Below are 15727 nucleotides of genomic sequence, written 5' to 3' on the forward strand. Positions count from 1 at the left end.
GGCCGGAGTACGGCGGGCAACGGGCCGGTCAGTCGTTCATGGGCTCGATGCCGAGGTTGATGCGGCCGTACTGGGCGGCCAGCCGAGCATGCGGATGGTCCGGCAGCAACGAGTGCAGATAGCGATCCAGCGCCTCCTCCCGCAACCGCGCCGCGGCGTCCTTGTCGCCGTCGGCATTGCGGTCGAGGGCGAGGTTGGCCATGGCGGCCAGGGTGTTGGGATGGTCGGCGCCACGCGTGTCCTGGCTGCGTTCGAGCACCTTCTCCCCCAGGCTCCTGGCCTGACGCACCTCGCCCAGCGCGGCCAGGTCGCTGGCCAGGCTGTGCATGGCGATCAGCGTGTTGGGATGGTCCTCGCCCAGGTCGGCGCTCAGCCCTTCGACGGCCCGCTCGCTCAGCCGGCGCGCCCCGCCGGGATTGTTGCGCACCCGCAGCACGATGGCCAGGTTGGAGCAGGCCACGAGCGTGTTGGGGTGGTCGGCGCCGGCCACCTTCTCCAGGCTCGCCACCGTCTCCTCGCCCAGGCGCTGGGCACCGGCCAGGTCCTCGGTGAGCCGGTAGTCGTTGATGAGGTTGGTGGCCGACTGCAGCGTCTTGCGGTGCTCCTTGCCCAGGATCGACTGGTGCAGGTCGAGGGCCTTGCGCCCCTGGACGAACGCGTCCTCGTACAGGCCGACCCGGTTGAGCGCCACGCCGAAGTCGATGGCGACCAGCAGGCGGAACTGGTTCCACGGGTGGTTGCCCCGCTCCAGGGCGTTGCTGATCTTCCTGACCAGGTCGAGCGACTCCTCGTACCGGCCGAGCCCGCGCAGGTCGCGCGCGCGGCCGAACTGCGAGCTCAGCGTCGGCCGTTCGACGGGGCCGAAGATGCGCAGCCGCTCGGCGAGGGTCTCCTCGTCGTACTCGAGGGCCTCGGCGAAGCGGCCGAGGCAGCGCAGGCTCACCGCGAGGTTGCTGCGGATGCGCAGCGTGTCGGGGTGGTCGGGACGCAGCTCCCGCTCGAAGAGCGGCAGCAGCTTCTGGTCGTTCTGCAGCGCCTCGGCGTAGCGGCCGAGCAGGCGCAGGCCGATGCCGTGGACGCGGGCGCAGTTGAGGTGGACGGGGTCGAGCTCGCCGAAGTTGTCACGCAGCCGCGCAAGGGTGTCGGCCAGCAGCCGCTGGCTGTCCTCCCACCGGCCGGAGACGCGCAGCGCGTTGCCGACCTGGACGGCCAGGGCCAGCGTGTGCTTGTCGTCGGGGCCGAACCGCTCGCGCCACGACTCCAGCGTGGGCAGGCCCAGCCGCAGGCTCTCCTGGTGACCGCCGCGCCGGGAGAGCTGCTCGACCTGGTTGATGATCAGCCTGCGGACGTTGCGGTCGGCGGACTCGGTCGCCCTCGACGGCACCAGGTGCTGCAGGGAGCGCTGGTAGATCTGCTCGCTGTCCTCCCGGTCGACCGAGCGCGGGTCGGAGGCGGCCAGCAGGAGGTGCGCGGCCTCGCGGTAGCGGGCGGCGGCCTCGGGGTCCTCGCGTACCATACGGTCCCTGGTGACCGCCTGCACGACGCGGTGGAGCTGCACCACGTTGCGGACGCCGTCGAGCTTGAGCATGGAGTAGCGGCCCAGCTCCCTGGCCGCGCGGCGGAACTCGGTGACGGAGCTCAGCACGCGGTTGAGCGGCTCGGGCAGGCTCGCCGCGACGGTGGGCTGCACGAGCAGCTCCTCGGCGACCGGCTCGGCCGACAGGCTCGCCAGCAGCCGGAACAGCGCGTCGGCCTCCCGCGAGATCTTGCTGCGCGAGACGCTCCACGTGGTGGCCACCGTCTGCGGGTACTTGATGTCCACCGAGCTCGCCAGCAGCGCGTGGGCGTTGTCGCGGAACAGCGCGAGGTACTCGGTGATGCTGGTGCCGGTCTCGTTGAGGTAGGCGGCGGCGTGCTCGGCGGCCAGCGGGAGATTCCCGAGCTGGCCGGCCAGGTCCTGCGCTTCTGCCTCGGCGTCCACGGAACGCTCACTACCCTGCCCGGACAGCGCGATCACCCGCTTGTGCAGGAACTTGACCGTATCTTCGGGCAGGAACTCGCCGACCTCGATGCCGTCCAAATTCATCACCCGCCGCCAGTGGCGGTCGCGGGTGGTGATGATGACGTGGCCGCCGCCGCTGGGCAGGTAGTTCTGCACCTCGTTCGCGCTCTCGACGTTGTCGTAGATCAGCAGCCAGCGCTCGAAGGGGTCGTGCGCGGCCAGGGCGGTGAGCACGAGCTTGGCCGAGTAGTCGCGGTCGTCGGGGCGGAAGCCGGTCAGCGCCATCTTCCGGCCGAGCCCGATCAGCGCGTTGATGATCGTCTCTTCCTGCTCGGCCCTGATCCACCAGACCAGGTCGTAGTCGCCGCTGTGGCGGTGGGCGTACTCGGCGGCGATCTCGGTCTTGCCGATGCCGCCCATGCCGTAGATCGGCTGCGGCGGCTGGCCGACGAGCGCGGTGGAGTCGCGTGCCAGCCGTTCGCGCAACTCGGACAATTCTCGCTCACGGCCGGTGAAACAGCGATTACGGTACGGAATTTCGCGGCCCCAGATGGGAAGTCGTCGCTCCCGGCGTGCCATGTCCTCCATCACGATCACCGCCGTCTATCGCCATCAGGCCCGTTGCCCTCGACCTTAATGCGTCCATCGATCTCGCGTCTCTCACATCCCCCTTTCGGGCAGAGTCCCCTTACTCCATGCGGCCGGGCCAGGCAGGAAAGCCGTCCCACCTGCCAGAATTATGGTCACATATCAGATTATGTCGCTGCTAACCCTTAGTTATCGGGCGACTATTCCCGGCTATTGACGGCGGCGGCTCTTTCATGGAACGTCTGTAACGTTGAGCACCCGAGCCGCCCTTACCCCGGAAGGCGGTGGCGCGTGCGCACCGGTGACGCCGACGGCGAGAACGACGACGCCTGGAACCTGCTGATCGGGGATCTCAACAATGGAGACTGCGTCCCTTTTCTGGGCGCGGGGGCCAGCGCGGAGCGGCTCCCGCTCGGTGGCCAGCTCGCCAGGAAATGGGCCGCCAAGATCGGATATCCGGCTGGCGACTCCGGCGATCTGGCCCGGGTGATGCAGTATGCGGCGACAATGCACTATCGCGATGCGATCAGGACCAAACGCGAATTCCTCAACGAGGAGTTCGCGCACGCCACCCCGCCCGCCGCGACGGACGAATTCCCTGTGCACGCCGTGCTGGCGCGATACCCTCTGCCCCTCTACATCACCACCAACTACGACGACTTCATGTTCCTGGCGTTACAGCAGGCGAGAAAGCGGCCGGCCTGGGACCTGTGCCCCTGGTACGCGATGTCCCCCGACGACTGGACCGGGAGCCCCTTCCGTGAACCCGACTACGTCCCCTGTGAGGAGCGCCCCCTCGTCTTCCACCTGCACGGACACCATCGGGAGCCGCACTCGATCGTGCTCATCGAGGACGACTACCTCGACTTCCTGGTCCGGCTCGCGCAGGACGGCAGGCACACCAACGCCTCGCCCGGCGGTCGCCCGATGACGCTGCTGCCGTACTCGATCCGCACCGCGCTGCGCACGAAGGCGCTGCTGTTCATCGGGTACGGGCTGCGCGACTGGACCTTCCACGTCATGTTCAGGACGCTCCTCCACGGCCTGCTCGGCACCATGCGCAGGGAGCACACGAGCATCCAGCTCAACCCGCACGAGCACTCCGGCGAGGAGCGCGAGTACCTCGAGCGTTACTTCCAGGCCCAGAGCATCCGCATCCTGTGGGAAACCCCTCGCTCGCTCAACGACAAGCTCGCCGCCGGACTGCGGGGGACACCATGACGACCGTGCCAGGAGACAGGCCCGCCGAGCCGTACGTCGGCCCGCGTCCCTTCCGGCGGACCGAGTCCGCCCTGTTCCACGGCCGCTCCGAGGAGGCGCGGCACCTGCGCGACGCCTGGCTGTCGGAGCGCGTGGTGGTGCTGCACGGCCCGGCCGCCGTCGGCAAGACGTCCCTGCTGCACGCCGGGGTGCTGCCGCTGCTGGAGGAGGGGCCGCGCGCCACGGACGCGCTGGTGCTGCCCGTGGGGCGGCTGATCCATCAGCCGACCTGGCCGCTGGCACGCTCGTCCGGCCCCGGCGGTTACCGCTTCACCCTGATCAGCAGCTGGACCCCCGCCGGTCAGGCGCCCGATCCCGAGCAGACGGTAGGAGCGGCCCTGGAGAGCGTCATCGCCGGCGCCTCGCCCCGGCGGGTGCTGGCCGCCATCGATCACATGGAGGAGCTGTTCACCGCCTTCCCCGCCCGGGTGCGGGAGCGGGAGCGGCTCGTCGCCGAGCTGGCGGGCGCGCTGCGCGAGCTGCCGCTCAACCTGCTGCTGGTGGTGCGCGACGACCAGCTCGCGACGCTGAGCGCGTACGAGGGGCTGCTGAGCCGTCAGCCCTTCGCCTACGTCCGCCTGGAGGGGCTGGACCAGCGGTCGGCCGTGTCGGCGGTGACGGGGCCGGCGGCCGGCAGCGGCCGGCGTTACGGCCCCGGCGTGGCGGAGCAGCTCGTGCAGCGGCTGCGTACCACCACCTACACCGATCGGCTGGGTACGAGCGTCGAGATCGTCAGCGACCGGGTGTCGCCGTTCGAGCTGCAGATCGCCTGCGCGGCGCTGTGGGCGAGCCTGGACGACGGCGACGACGCGATCACCCTCGACCGGCTCGCCCGGCTCGGCGCCCTCGCCGGAGTCCTCGCGGGGTACTTCGACCGGACCGTACGTGACGTGAGCGTGGAGACCGGCGTGCCGGAGCCGGAGCTGCGCGACTGGATCGAGACGACGTTCATCACCGAGCGGGGCACGCGCGGCACGGCCTACCGCGGCCTGGCCCAGACCGCCGACATACCCAACGCCGTGGTGGACGCGCTGGTGGCCCGGCACATCCTGACCGAGGAGCAGCGCGCCCGCAGCCTGTGGTACCAGCTCGGGCAGGAGCGCCTGGTCGAGGCCGTACGCACCGCGAACCGCGCGCATCACGTCGTGCCCTCCCGCGGCAGGCCGCAGGAGCACACGCCCGCCGACTTCCGCGCCGCCGCCGAGGCCGCGCTCGGGGAGGGCAACTTCATCTCGGCCCACCGCTTCGCCTCCGTGGCGGCCAGGCGCTCGCTGGAGCAGGGCGACGAGCGGCAGTTCGCGAACCTGCTGGCGTTCCAGGCGGAGGTGTCCAGGATCGAGGGCGACCTGGAGACGGCCAGGCAGACGCTGAACGAGGCCCGCTCCCAGTTCGAGAGCCAGCAGGACGCGCTGTCCACCGTGCAGGTCCTGACCGCGCTGGCCGAGATCTCCCTGTCGATGGGCGACGCGGAGGAGGCGGTCGAGCTGGGCAGGCAGGCGGTGACCAGGATGCCGGGCGACGTGAGCGCCCGCACGACCCTGGCCTACGCTCTCTGGCAGGCGGGCTCGCCGGCGGACGCGGAGGCGGCCTACAACGACGCCCTCGACGTCGACCGCAACGCCGCCCGCGCGCTCTACGGGCGGGGCCGGGTGCGGATCGCGCTGCGCGACTTCCCGGGCGCGCTGGCGGATCTGGACCGGGCCCTGGCGCTCGGCCTGCCCCGCTCGGACGAGGACAGCGCCAGGGCGGCCAGGGAGGAGGCCCAGCGCCGCCTCGACCGGTGATCCCCTACGACAGCTGCACCGTGGCGATCTCCCACGCCCCCAGCGGCAACCGGAGCGTCCCGTCCGTCACGTCGAGCGGCTCTCCCGGGCGTCCCCGCAGGTCGGCCCGGCGCGCCTGGGTGAAGCGCCCGCTGACCACCGCCTCCGCGGCCTCGGGGGTGAGGGCCACGACCCGCAGCTCCCGCCACCCGTCGCGCTCGCGCAGCGAGGTCATCACCACGCCGTCCCCGCTCACCGACAGCCCGGCCGCGGGCTCGGGCAGCGGCAGGAACCGCTCGCCGAGCCCCGGCACCACCAGCAGGTCGTGCCTGAAGGCCTCCGCCTGCGGCACCACCTCGCCCCACGACCCCTGGTACGGCATCAGCGCCACGCTCACCGACCGCACCCCGCGCGACTGCGCCGCCGGAGTGGGCAGTTGCGGGCCGGCCGGTTCCGGGCGCAGGGCGTTGCGGTTGCGGGAGAGGTAACCGACCGAGCGCAGCAGCGTGAGCGCCAGCTCCCCGTCCGCCAGCTCGTACTCCGTCACGTGCTCCAGCAGCGCCGCCACGCCTCCGGCGGCCACCCACGACGAGGCGGGGAAGGTGGGCAGCGGGGTCTCGCCGCAGCCGCCCTCCGCGGTGAGCCCGCGGGTGACGACCGAGAACTGCCCCTCGGCGTACGACTGCGTGGCCGGCGCCGGCAGCGGGACGTGCAGGCGTACCCGGTGGTCGGCGCAGCGGTTGTCGAACTCGACCCGCAACCGCACGAACGGCTCCCCCGCCCGCAATTCGACCCGGGTGGTGACGGCGATCTCCTCCATCCTGGCGCCGCGCGCCGCGGCGGGCAGCTCCGGAGCGCCCTCGACACCCTCGCCCGAGGCGGGCCACAGGTACGTGCGCCGCACGTCCACCATCGCCACCAGCGGCCCCGTGCAGATCAGCTCCGACTCCACGTCCACCGGCCGCGACACCGTCACGTCGGCCCCCGGCGGGGCGTAGTTGTAGGTGTCGCCCACGTCGCCGCCGTCGACGACGCGGCCCGCGCCGGTGACCGTGGTGCCGTCCCGACCCACCAGGGTCAGGGTGCCGTCGGGGGCGATCGTGACCCGCAGCAGCCCGTTGTCCAGCACCTCCTCGTCGCCCCGCACCGGCAGGGGGGCCGAGTCGGAGCTGAGCCAGCAGGACGGGTGGTGCGTGCCGGGAAGGGGTTGCGGGTCGCCGTACACGTGGTCGCGCGGCGCGGGACGCAGGCTCGTGTGGCCGAGGGGCGGGGCCTCCACCAGGGCGGCCACCGTGCGGCGGGGCTCGGCGAGGATGCGTACGCGGGTCACGCCGTCGAGGGCGCCGCGCAGGTCGCCCGCGTCGAACACCACGGACGTCTCCCGGGCCACGGTGAACGTCAGCGTCCCGTCCTCGACCGTCCAGCCCGTGATGTGCTGCCCGTACAGCTCGGTGCCGTGCACGAAGGTCAGCGCCGTGGCCGGGTCCATCTCCTCGTCGAGCAGCAGCGTGGCCGCGTACTCCAGCGGCTGCACCGGCACCGGCGCGCCCGACGGGCCCACCAGCGGGTCGGTGCCGGCCACGTCCACGACCACGACGCCGCGCCGGGCGCCGGGGGTGGGGTTGACGATCAGCACGCCGTCGGACGGCACCGCCCGGGCCAGGCGGGCGGTGACCATGTCGCGTACCGCCTGTCCGAGCTGCTCGGCCTCGGCGATGCGGGCGGCGACCTGCTGGGCGGTGTCGTCCACGCCGCAGCCGGTCACCGAGTCGTGGCCGCTGGCGTCCACCAGCCGCCACCACGCCATGTCGAGGAAGCGGCCGGGCCACTCCTCGCCCCAGAGCGCGGCCAGCGGCTCGGCGTACCGCTCGACCATCCGCTCGGCGCGGCTCATGGCCTGCTTGACGTGCGGGCGGATGGAGATGACGCCGGGCAGGATGTTGGCGCGGGCGTGGGAGCGCAGCTCGCCGTGCACCTGCGGCAGGCCGTCCACCTCGCCCGAATGGGCGCCGATGTATCCGGACAGGGTGTCCATGCGGGCGCCGATCTCGGCCACCATCTCCGGCAGCCCGCGCACCGGCGCCGAGTGGTCGGTGCCGTACATCGCCAGCAGCGGCCCCTCGGGCCCGTGCCACTCCCGCATGGTGCGCACGAACCCCGCCGCCCGCTCCTTGAGCCCCTCCCCGTCGTGGAACAGGTAGGCCCCGTTCCCGTAGCCGCCCGCGGGCAGGTACTGCGTGCGCAGCGCCGTGCCGTCGGGCGCCACCCAGGCGAAGGCGTCGGTGGTGACGGAGGCCGGCACGCCGCGGTAGACGCAGGCGTGCAGCAGCCCGGCCTTGCGCAGGATCTGCGGCATCTGCGCCGTGTGGCCGAACATGTCGGGCAGGTAGCCGACCGGCATGGCGCCGCCCAGCTTGTCCGCCCTGGCCATGCCCAGCTCGAGGTTGCGGATGATGTTCTCGCCGGAGCAGAGGAACTCGTCGAGCAGGATCTGCCACGGCCCCACCGCCAGCCGCCCCGACTCCACCAGCGCCGCCACGCGGTCGCGGTTCTCCGGGCGTACCTCGAGGTAGTCGTCCACGCAGGCGAGCTGGCCGTCGAGGGTGAAGTGGTAGGCCGGCTCGCGCTCCATCGTGTCGAGCACCTCGTCGAGCAGTGCCACCAGGCGCAGCCTGAAGCGCTGGAAGGGCTCGTACCACTCCCGGTCCCAGTGCGTGTGCGGTACGACGACGATCTCCGTGCTCACGCTGACTCTCCTCCCAAGGGCAGATCATTCAGTACGGCGTAGCGTGCCGCGATGCGCTGCGCCGTGACGATGTCCTCCAGCCCGCCGCCCGCGTCGGTGAGCGGCGGCTTGCCATCGTTCACGTAAGCATGGAAGGCGGCCAGTTGTACCTCGAACGCCTCGGTCACGTCACGCCAGTGCGTACGGCTCTCGCCCCCGGACACCACGGTGAGCGTGGTCGGGGCGTTCATCAGGTAGGGCGAGGGGAAGACGAGCTCCAGCGAGCCCCGGTCGTGGTGGATGGCCACGGTCTCGCGGTAGGCGGGGTAGTCCTCCAGGTAGTGCCACCGGATGGAGAAGCGGCCCCGCACCGGCAGGGGGCCGGAGATCTCGATCGAGCCGGGCGCGGGCCCCCACATCTCAACGTACGAAATTTCCGCAGGAGAGCCGGTAAAGCGCCTCATGAGCGACAAATCGTGGCAGATCGAGCCGAGCGCCACCGCGTACAGGCTCCGTACCTGCTCCGGGGCCTCCTCCCCCAGCGCCCGCGACACCAGATCCTGCTCCGCCGCGCGCAACGAGGCCAGCAGCCCGGCATCCACGTCGCCGGCCGGCGTCAGGTTCGCGAACGCGAGCTGCGACTCCCCGCTCGGATGCAGCACGGTCACCTCGACCGCCCTGATCGCCTCGGGCCCGCCCAGCTCGGCCAGCACCTCCTCGGCCCGGCGCACGGCCGGGTCGTACTGCTTCATGTAGGCGACCATCAGCCGCCCCTCGGGCAGCGCCGCCACCTCGGCCCTGGTCAGCGCGAGCGGCTTCTCGCAGAGCACGGCGTACCCGGCGGCCAGCGCCTGCCGCACGGTCTCGCCGTGCGAGCCGGACGCCAGCACGACGACGGCCTCGAACCCGCCGTCGGCCAGCATGTCCGCCACGGCCGTGTATCGCCGCGCGGCCCCCAGCCGGTCGCCCACGGCGTCGGCGAGCGTGCGCGACAGGTCGCAGACGGCGCTCACCTCGAACAGGTCCCGCCGCCGGGACAGCAGCGGCACGTAGACCGCCTGGGTGACGGCCCCGCACCCCACGAGCGCGATTCTCAAAGCCCCAAGTCCTTCAGCTTCCGGCGGTTGGCCGCCTGGTCGGCGATGTTCTGGGCGACGGTGCGCCGCCCCGGCAGGGTGTCCTGCTCGATCACGATCCAGCCCTCGTAGCCGATCTCGTCCAGCGTGCGCACCACGGCCGGCAGGTCCAGCTCGCCCTCGCCGAGGAGGGCGAAACCGCCCCGCCCCATGAGCTCGCGCAGGTCCACGCCGTCGGCCAGGGCCTGGGCGAGGATCGCGGTGTCGCCGTCCTTGATGTGCACGTGCCCGACGCGGCCGGCCCAGGCGCGCAGCGCCGCGACCGGGTCCCCGCCGGCCAGCAGCAGGTGGCCGGTGTCCAGGCAGAGCTGCACGTCGGTCAGCTCCAGCAGGCGCTCGACGTCCTCGGGCGTCTCGACGTGGGTGCCGAGGTGGTGGTGGAAGACGGGCTCGAAGCCGCGCGCGCGGCACCGCTCGGTCGTGTCCTGAATCCGGGCGGCGAACGCGGGCCACTCGTCGGCCGGCAGCCCTGGAGCGGTCCCGCCGGGCCGCGCGAACCGTTCCGGCGTGCCGGGGCAGGCGATCGTGGGCCGCGGCGGCAGGTCCCCCGGAGGCGCGGCGGCGAACACGTCCAGCGCCGCCGCCAGCGTGGGCAGCGCCTTGTCGTAGGCCTCCGCGTCGTGGAACGGCAGGTCCACCCAGCCGCCGCAGAGCAGCAGCCCGGCCCCGCCGAGCCGGTCGGCCAGCTCGGAGCCGGTGCCCAGGTAGCCGATCGGCCCGGAGTCGATGCCCTCGTAGCCCACCTCGGCCAGCGCGCGGACCATCTCGTCGGCGGTCAGCGGCGGCGGGCCGTCGCTCAGCTCGAACACGCCGAAGCTCACGGGGGCGTTGGCGACTTTCCTCACGCGCATAGGGCGATCACCTCGTTGTCGTAGGTCTCCAGCCTGTGGGGCCCGTCGATGGCCGGCAGCAGCACCCGCTCGCCGCGGACCACCTGCCGGGCGCCGCCGGGGCGTACCAGGACCAGGCCGTCGGCGTCCAGCACGAGCAGCTCGTCGCCCAGCCTGAGCAGCAGCGGCCCGTCAGGGCCGGTGGACACGGCGGTGCGCCCGGCGCGCACGCCGTCGAGCACGGCGGCGGGATCCTCGGCCAGCACCCAGGTCGCGGGCGCGCCGGGCAGCCCGTCGGAGCCGGGCCGGTGGAAGTCGCTGCCGCCGATGGCGATCACGTCGTCGCGCCAGGCGTCGGCCCAGGCCAGCGGCGCGCCCCAGCGGCGGTCCCACCAGCCGGAGCTCCACACCTCGGCCACGCGCGGCCGGCGGCTGATCGGCAGCAGCCAGGCGCAGTCGCCGCCGAGCGGATGGTTGATCGAGATCAGCCCGCCCGCGCGCTCGGCGTGCTCGACCCAGGAGTCGGCGGGCTCGCGGAAGTCCACCCAGCCGACCTCGCCGAACACGTTCGCGTGCCCCCGGTCGGTGGTGACCTCCTGGCCGGGGATGAGCGTGACGCCCCGGTCGATCCTGCCCAGCCAGGGGTGGTGGCTGACCGTGTTGTGATCGGTGACGGCCAGGAAGTCGAGCCCGCGCCCGTGGGCGAGCTCGGCCAGCTCCGCGATGGTCAGGCCGCCGTCGCTGTGGACGGTGTGGGCGTGGAAGTCGCCGGCGTACCAGCGCAGGCCGTCCACGTCCGGGATGTCGCGGCGCGGCGGCCGTGCGCCGTGCGGCGGCTCCTCGGCCACCGGCTCGGGAGGCGCGACCGGTTCGCAGGAGATGTCCAGCGTGTAGTCGAGGCCCTGCGGCGGGATGCGGTGCAGCCGCAGCCACACGTTCCAGGTGCCCGGCTCGGGCTCGCCCGGCAGGTAGCCGGGGGTGGCCCAGTCGCGGGTGATCGTGTACTCGTCGCGCGCGCCGCCCGACCAGCCGCGGAAGCCGCCGGGAGCGCCGCAGCCGAGGTCGATCACCCCCTGCGACCTGTCGTAGGAGAGCTTCACGTGCACCGCGGCCGTCCCCGGAGGCACCTCGAACGGCGCCTCCCGCAGGATCCGCTCCAGCCGGTCGTCCAGCGACCAGTGCCCTCTCACACCAGCTCTCCGTTCCGGTAGACCAGCGCCCGGTCACGCCGGGGCACCGCGTAGCCGTCGTCGCCCACCGCGGGCTCGCTGCCCTCGGGCACCACGGCCTGCACGCTCACGTCGTTGACGTCGAGAGTCACCAGGTGGGAGGCGCCCAGGTTCTCCACGATGGCCACCTGCCCGCCGAACGCGCCCTCCGCGGGCTCGGCCGAGTAGGTCAGGTATTCGGGCCGTACGCCGTACACGATCTCCTCCCCGTCGGACAGCGCGCCCCCGGCGGAGGCGGGGACCGCGATCTTGCACCCTGCCACCTCCAGCGTGTCACCTCGCACGGTGCCGTCCAGCAGGTTCATGGGCGTGGAGCCGATGAACCCGGCCACGAAGGTGTTCGCCGGACGCTGGAAGACCTCGGCCGGCGTGCCGATCTGCCGGATGTGCCCGGCCTCCATGACCGCCATCCGGTCGGCCATCGCCAGCGCCTCGGCCTGGTCGTGGGTGACGAAGACGGTGGTGACCCCGAGCTCGCGCTGGAGCTTCTTGAGGAACGTGCGGGCCTCCAGCCGCAGCCGGGCGTCCAGGTTGGACAGCGGCTCGTCGAACAGGTACGCCTGCGCCTGCGTGGCCATCACCCTGGCCAGCGCGACCCGCTGCTGCTGCCCGCCGGAGAGCTGCCCGGGCCGCCGGTCCATGAGGTGGTCGAGCCCGAGCCGGGCTCCCACCTCGGCGGCCTTGTCGCGGCGGGCGCCCTTGGCGACCTTCTTGATGCGCAGCGGGTAGGCGATGTTGTCCGTGACGTCCATGTGCGGGAACAGCGCGTAGTCCTGGAACACCATGGCCACGTCCCGGCCGCCCGGCTGCACGCCCGTCACGTCGCGCCCGCCGATGACCACGGCGCCGCCGCTGGCGGTCTCCAGGCCGGCGATCGTGCGCAGCAGCGTGGTCTTGCCGCAGCCGGAGGGCCCGAGCAGGGCGAAGAACTCGCCGTCGGGGATGGCCAGGTCGAGCGCGTCGAGCGCTTTCACCCCGCCGGGGTAGACCTTGGTCAGCCCGCGTAGTTCGATGGCGGCCATTAACGCTTGATCCCTCCGTGGAAGCGGAAGCCGTACTTCTTGCTGACGAACAGGTACATGAGCACCACCGGGATGGAGTAGAGCAGCCCGAACGTGGACAACATGCTGAGGTTGGCCTGCCCGCCCTCGGTGTACAGCGTGTACGTGATCACCGCCGCCGGTTGCTTCTCCACGTCGCTCAGCAGCAGGTACGGCATCAGGAAGTTCCCCCACACGTTGGCCACGGTCCACACCGCGATGGTCGCCAGCCCCGGCCGCACCAGGGGGACCACCACGTGCCGCACGATCTGCAGCGGCGTGGCGCCGAAGACGCGCGCCGACTCCTCGTACGACTTGGGCGTGGCGTCCATGAAGTCCTTCAGCATGAAGATCGCCGCGGGCAGCAGGCCACCGCTCAGGATGAGGATCAGCCCGAGCTGCGAGTCGATGAGGTTCAGCTCCACCGCGAGCTGGAACAGCGGCACCATGGCCGCCGTGCCGGTGATGATCGACGACAGCAGCAGCAGCGCGTACAGCAGGGCATCGCGGCCGGGCAGCCGCACCCTGCTGAGCGCGTAGGCGGCCAGCGCGGAGAGCAGGACGACCAGCACGGCGGTGCCCACCGACAGCACGACCGAGTTCCACAACGACGGCAGCGCGTACGGATGCTCCACGACCGCCGCGAAGTTGTCCCAGGTGAAGTCGGGCACCGACACCTCGTACGTGGGGTCGGAGGTGAAGGGCGCCGTCACCAGCCACAGCAGCGGGATCGTGAAGAACGCCAGCAGCACGGCGATCAGCGTGTAGAACCCGATCCGGCCCAGGACGAACCGCGTCATTTCTTGCTCCGCAACAGCCGCAGGTAGAACACCGCCACGACCAGGTTGATCAGCAGGATGATGGTGGAGACGGCGGCGCCGTAGCCCAGCTCGCCGCCCTGCAGGGCCACCTTGTACACGTGCACGGCCAGGATCTCCGACTTGCCGTCGGGGCCTCCGGCGGTGAGCAGGAAGGGGGTGAAGTCGTTGAACGTCCACAGGCTGATCAGCAGCAGGTTCGTCAGGATGTGCCCTCTGATGTGCGGGAACACGACGTCCCTGAGCTGCTGCCAGCCGGAGGCGCCGGCCAGGCGGGCGCTCTCCAGGTGCGAGGGCGGCACGTTGGCGAGCGCGGCGCCGTACAACATCATCGAGAACGCGGTGCCGCGCCAGGTGTTGAACACGATGATCGACGACATCGGATGGTCCAGCAGCCAGGCGGTGCCGGGGATGCCGAGCAGCGCGTTGAGCGTGCCACCGTCGCGGTCGAGCAGCGCCACCCACAGGAACGACACGATGGCGCTGGGCAGGATCCAGGCCAGGATGACCAGGCCCTCGGCCACCCGCTTGAGCGGGCCGCGCCGGTCACGCAGCAGCCACGCGATGGTGAAGCCCAGCCCCACCTGCCCGATGACGGCCGAGCCCAGCACGAACTGCGCGGTCAGCCAGGTGGAGCTCCAGAACGTCTGGTTCGCGACCGCGTCGAGGAGGTTGTCGAGGCCGACGAACTGCGGCTCGGCGGCGGCGATGCCCGTCAGGCGGTAGTTCGTCAGGCCGAGGTAGAGCACCCAGAGCGCGGGGAAGACGAGGAAGGCGGCGATCAGCAGCAGGGCGGGGGCCATGAAGACCCCGGCCCGCGCCTTTCCCAGGCCCGCCGCGTCCGAGCTGTAGCGGGAGGGCTCCTTCGTGCCGGGGCCTGCCTCAGGAGGCGATATTGCCTGCGCCACCGACGATTCCCTCAAGCTTCTTCTGGTAGTCGGCCGCGGCCTGGTCCGGAGCCGTGCCGCCGGCGACCGCGGCGGTGGCCTCCTGCAACGCCACCGACACCTGCGGGTAGAGCGCGACCGGCGGGCGGTAGGCCGTCACCGGCAGCACCTTCTCCGAGATGAACGTCAGCAGCGGCTCGCCCGCCAGGATCTCCTTGTTGACGTCCGTGCGCGGGGTGATGCGGACGTTGCCGTCCTTGGTCTCCTCCTTCAGCGCCTCCGGGGAGAGTGTGAAGGCCAGCAGCTCGAACGCCTCCTTGGGGTGCTTGCTGTTGGGGTTCACCGTGCGCAGGGCGCCGCCGGACATGCTGACGAAGTCCTGGCCGCGGATGCCCTTGCCGGGCTCGATGGCGGGGATCATGGCGTACCCGACGGCCTGATCGCGGTCGGCCATCTTGGCCACGCCCGTCTTGGGGTTGACCACGCCGCGCCAGAAGTAGTCGCCCTCCATCAGAATGCCGATCTTGCCCTCGGCGAACTGCTGGAACGACTTGTCGCGGCCCTTGGCCTCCTGCTGGAGCTTGGGATCGCCGAGGCCGCCGCCGTAGATCTTCTGGTAGAGGCCGAGCGCGTCCTTCAGCGGCTGGGAGGCGCCGGTCCACTTGCCGTCCTTCTGCACCTCGCCGCCCGCGCCCGCGAGCAGCGGCAACACGCCCTGCATGGAGGTGGCCTCGCCCATCGCGGTGCCGGCGTTGATCTGGATGGGCACGGGCACGCCGGAGGACTTGAGCTTGGCGCCGGTGTCGAGGATCTCCTGCCAGCTCTTGGGCTGCCAGTCGGCCGGCAGCCCGGCCTTGGCGAACAGGTTCTTGTTGAAGTAGAGCACGCGACCGTCGGTGCCGACGGGCAGGGCGTACTTCTTGCCGTTGAACTCGGTCATGGCCTGCACGGCCTCGGGGATCTGGGCCCAGCCGTCCCAGCTGTCGGCCTCGGCCCCGACCAGCTCCGACAGCGGCTTGATGTAGCCGGCCTCGGCGAACTCGCCGGCCCAGATGCCGTCGATGTCGATCACGTCCGCGCCCTTGCCTGACTTGAGGTCGAGGGAGAGCTTGGTCTTGTACTGCTCGTCGTCGACGCCGCTGGGAACGAACTTGACCGTGACGTCCTTCCCCTTCGCCTTCTGCGCCGCCTCGAACTTGGGGATCACCCAGTCGGCGATGTACTGCGCCGCGGCCGCGTTCTTGCCGCCGGCGATGGCGTTCTGGGCGATCGTCAGCTCGATGGTCTCACCGCCCCCGCCGGAGGACTGGCCGCAGGCGGCGAGCCCCAGACCGGCGGCGGTGATGACCGCGACGACACCCATCGACCGTTTCCGCAATGCCATGCAAACCCTCCGACGTGTCCTTAAGGGAGGAGGCCATGGGCCAATATGTCATGACATTCATATGA

The 15727-nt window shown here is 71.6% G+C and carries 11 protein-coding genes; 2 read left to right on the top strand and 9 right to left on the bottom strand.

The annotated features are described in order from the left end of the window. Positions 1-28: 28 nt before the first annotated feature. On the bottom strand, positions 29-2590 hold the full coding sequence (gene fxsT / locus ACBJ32_RS18675) for an FxSxx-COOH system tetratricopeptide repeat protein (protein WP_375127814.1): 2562 nt from the start codon (positions 2588-2590) through the stop codon (positions 29-31). Positions 2591-2881: 291 nt separating this feature from the next. Between fxsT and ACBJ32_RS18680 the strand changes: the two genes are divergently transcribed. After that, positions 2882-3811, top strand: a complete 930-nt coding sequence (locus ACBJ32_RS18680) for an SIR2 family protein (protein WP_375127815.1) — start codon at positions 2882-2884, stop codon at positions 3809-3811. Positions 3812-3816: 5 nt separating this feature from the next. Then, complete coding sequence (locus ACBJ32_RS18685) at positions 3817-5634, top strand: tetratricopeptide repeat protein (RefSeq protein WP_375127816.1); 1818 nt, start codon at positions 3817-3819, stop codon at positions 5632-5634. Positions 5635-5638: 4 nt separating this feature from the next. Here the strand turns inward: ACBJ32_RS18685 and ACBJ32_RS18690 are convergent, their stop codons facing one another. From ACBJ32_RS18690 to ACBJ32_RS18725, 8 genes are read right to left on the bottom strand one after another with little or no spacing between them, the layout of a single operon-like run. Beyond that, complete coding sequence (locus ACBJ32_RS18690; protein ID WP_375127817.1) at positions 5639-8359, bottom strand: glycoside hydrolase family 38 C-terminal domain-containing protein; 2721 nt, start codon at positions 8357-8359, stop codon at positions 5639-5641. Further along, positions 8356-9435, bottom strand: a complete 1080-nt coding sequence (locus tag ACBJ32_RS18695) for a Gfo/Idh/MocA family oxidoreductase (RefSeq protein WP_357875397.1) — start codon at positions 9433-9435, stop codon at positions 8356-8358. Before ACBJ32_RS18695 ends, ACBJ32_RS18690 begins: the two co-directional genes overlap by 4 nt. Continuing rightward, the gene (locus ACBJ32_RS18700) at positions 9432-10325 is read right to left on the bottom strand and encodes a TIM barrel protein (protein ID WP_375127818.1); all 894 of its coding nucleotides are present in this window, start codon (positions 10323-10325) and stop codon (positions 9432-9434) included. The genes ACBJ32_RS18695 and ACBJ32_RS18700 overlap by 4 nt, the downstream gene beginning before the upstream one ends. After that, positions 10316-11494 carry a CehA/McbA family metallohydrolase gene (locus ACBJ32_RS18705; protein ID WP_375127819.1) on the bottom strand — a complete coding sequence of 393 codons (1179 nt, stop codon included), beginning with the start codon at positions 11492-11494 and terminating at the stop codon, positions 10316-10318. Before ACBJ32_RS18705 ends, ACBJ32_RS18700 begins: the two co-directional genes overlap by 10 nt. Then, positions 11491-12555: an ABC transporter ATP-binding protein gene (locus tag ACBJ32_RS18710; protein ID WP_375127820.1), complete on the bottom strand. Its 1065-nt coding sequence runs from the start codon at positions 12553-12555 to the stop codon at positions 11491-11493. The genes ACBJ32_RS18705 and ACBJ32_RS18710 overlap by 4 nt, the downstream gene beginning before the upstream one ends. Then, the gene (locus ACBJ32_RS18715; protein WP_375127821.1) at positions 12555-13373 is read right to left on the bottom strand and encodes a carbohydrate ABC transporter permease; all 819 of its coding nucleotides are present in this window, start codon (positions 13371-13373) and stop codon (positions 12555-12557) included. Before ACBJ32_RS18715 ends, ACBJ32_RS18710 begins: the two co-directional genes overlap by 1 nt. After that, positions 13370-14299: a carbohydrate ABC transporter permease gene (locus ACBJ32_RS18720; protein WP_375127822.1), complete on the bottom strand. Its 930-nt coding sequence runs from the start codon at positions 14297-14299 to the stop codon at positions 13370-13372. Before ACBJ32_RS18720 ends, ACBJ32_RS18715 begins: the two co-directional genes overlap by 4 nt. Continuing rightward, positions 14274-15662, bottom strand: coding sequence for an extracellular solute-binding protein (locus ACBJ32_RS18725; protein ID WP_357875407.1), 1389 nt, complete (start codon positions 15660-15662; stop codon positions 14274-14276). Before ACBJ32_RS18725 ends, ACBJ32_RS18720 begins: the two co-directional genes overlap by 26 nt. Positions 15663-15727: the final 65 nt, after the last annotated feature.

This window comes from Nonomuraea sp. GTA35 (genome assembly GCF_041950525.1).
In the GTDB taxonomy this organism is placed as follows: Bacteria; Actinomycetota; Actinomycetes; order Streptosporangiales; family Streptosporangiaceae; genus Nonomuraea.

Coding starts and splice junctions, on each gene's coding strand:
- fxsT (WP_375127814.1), bottom strand. CDS start 2,590: ATGGAGGACATGGCACGCCGGGAGCGACGACTTCCCATCTGGGGCCGC.
- ACBJ32_RS18700 (WP_375127818.1), bottom strand. CDS start 10,325: ATGCGCGTGAGGAAAGTCGCCAACGCCCCCGTGAGCTTCGGCGTGTTC.
- ACBJ32_RS18710 (WP_375127820.1), bottom strand. CDS start 12,555: ATGGCCGCCATCGAACTACGCGGGCTGACCAAGGTCTACCCCGGCGGG.
- ACBJ32_RS18715 (WP_375127821.1), bottom strand. CDS start 13,373: ATGACGCGGTTCGTCCTGGGCCGGATCGGGTTCTACACGCTGATCGCC.
- ACBJ32_RS18725 (WP_357875407.1), bottom strand. CDS start 15,662: ATGGCATTGCGGAAACGGTCGATGGGTGTCGTCGCGGTCATCACCGCC.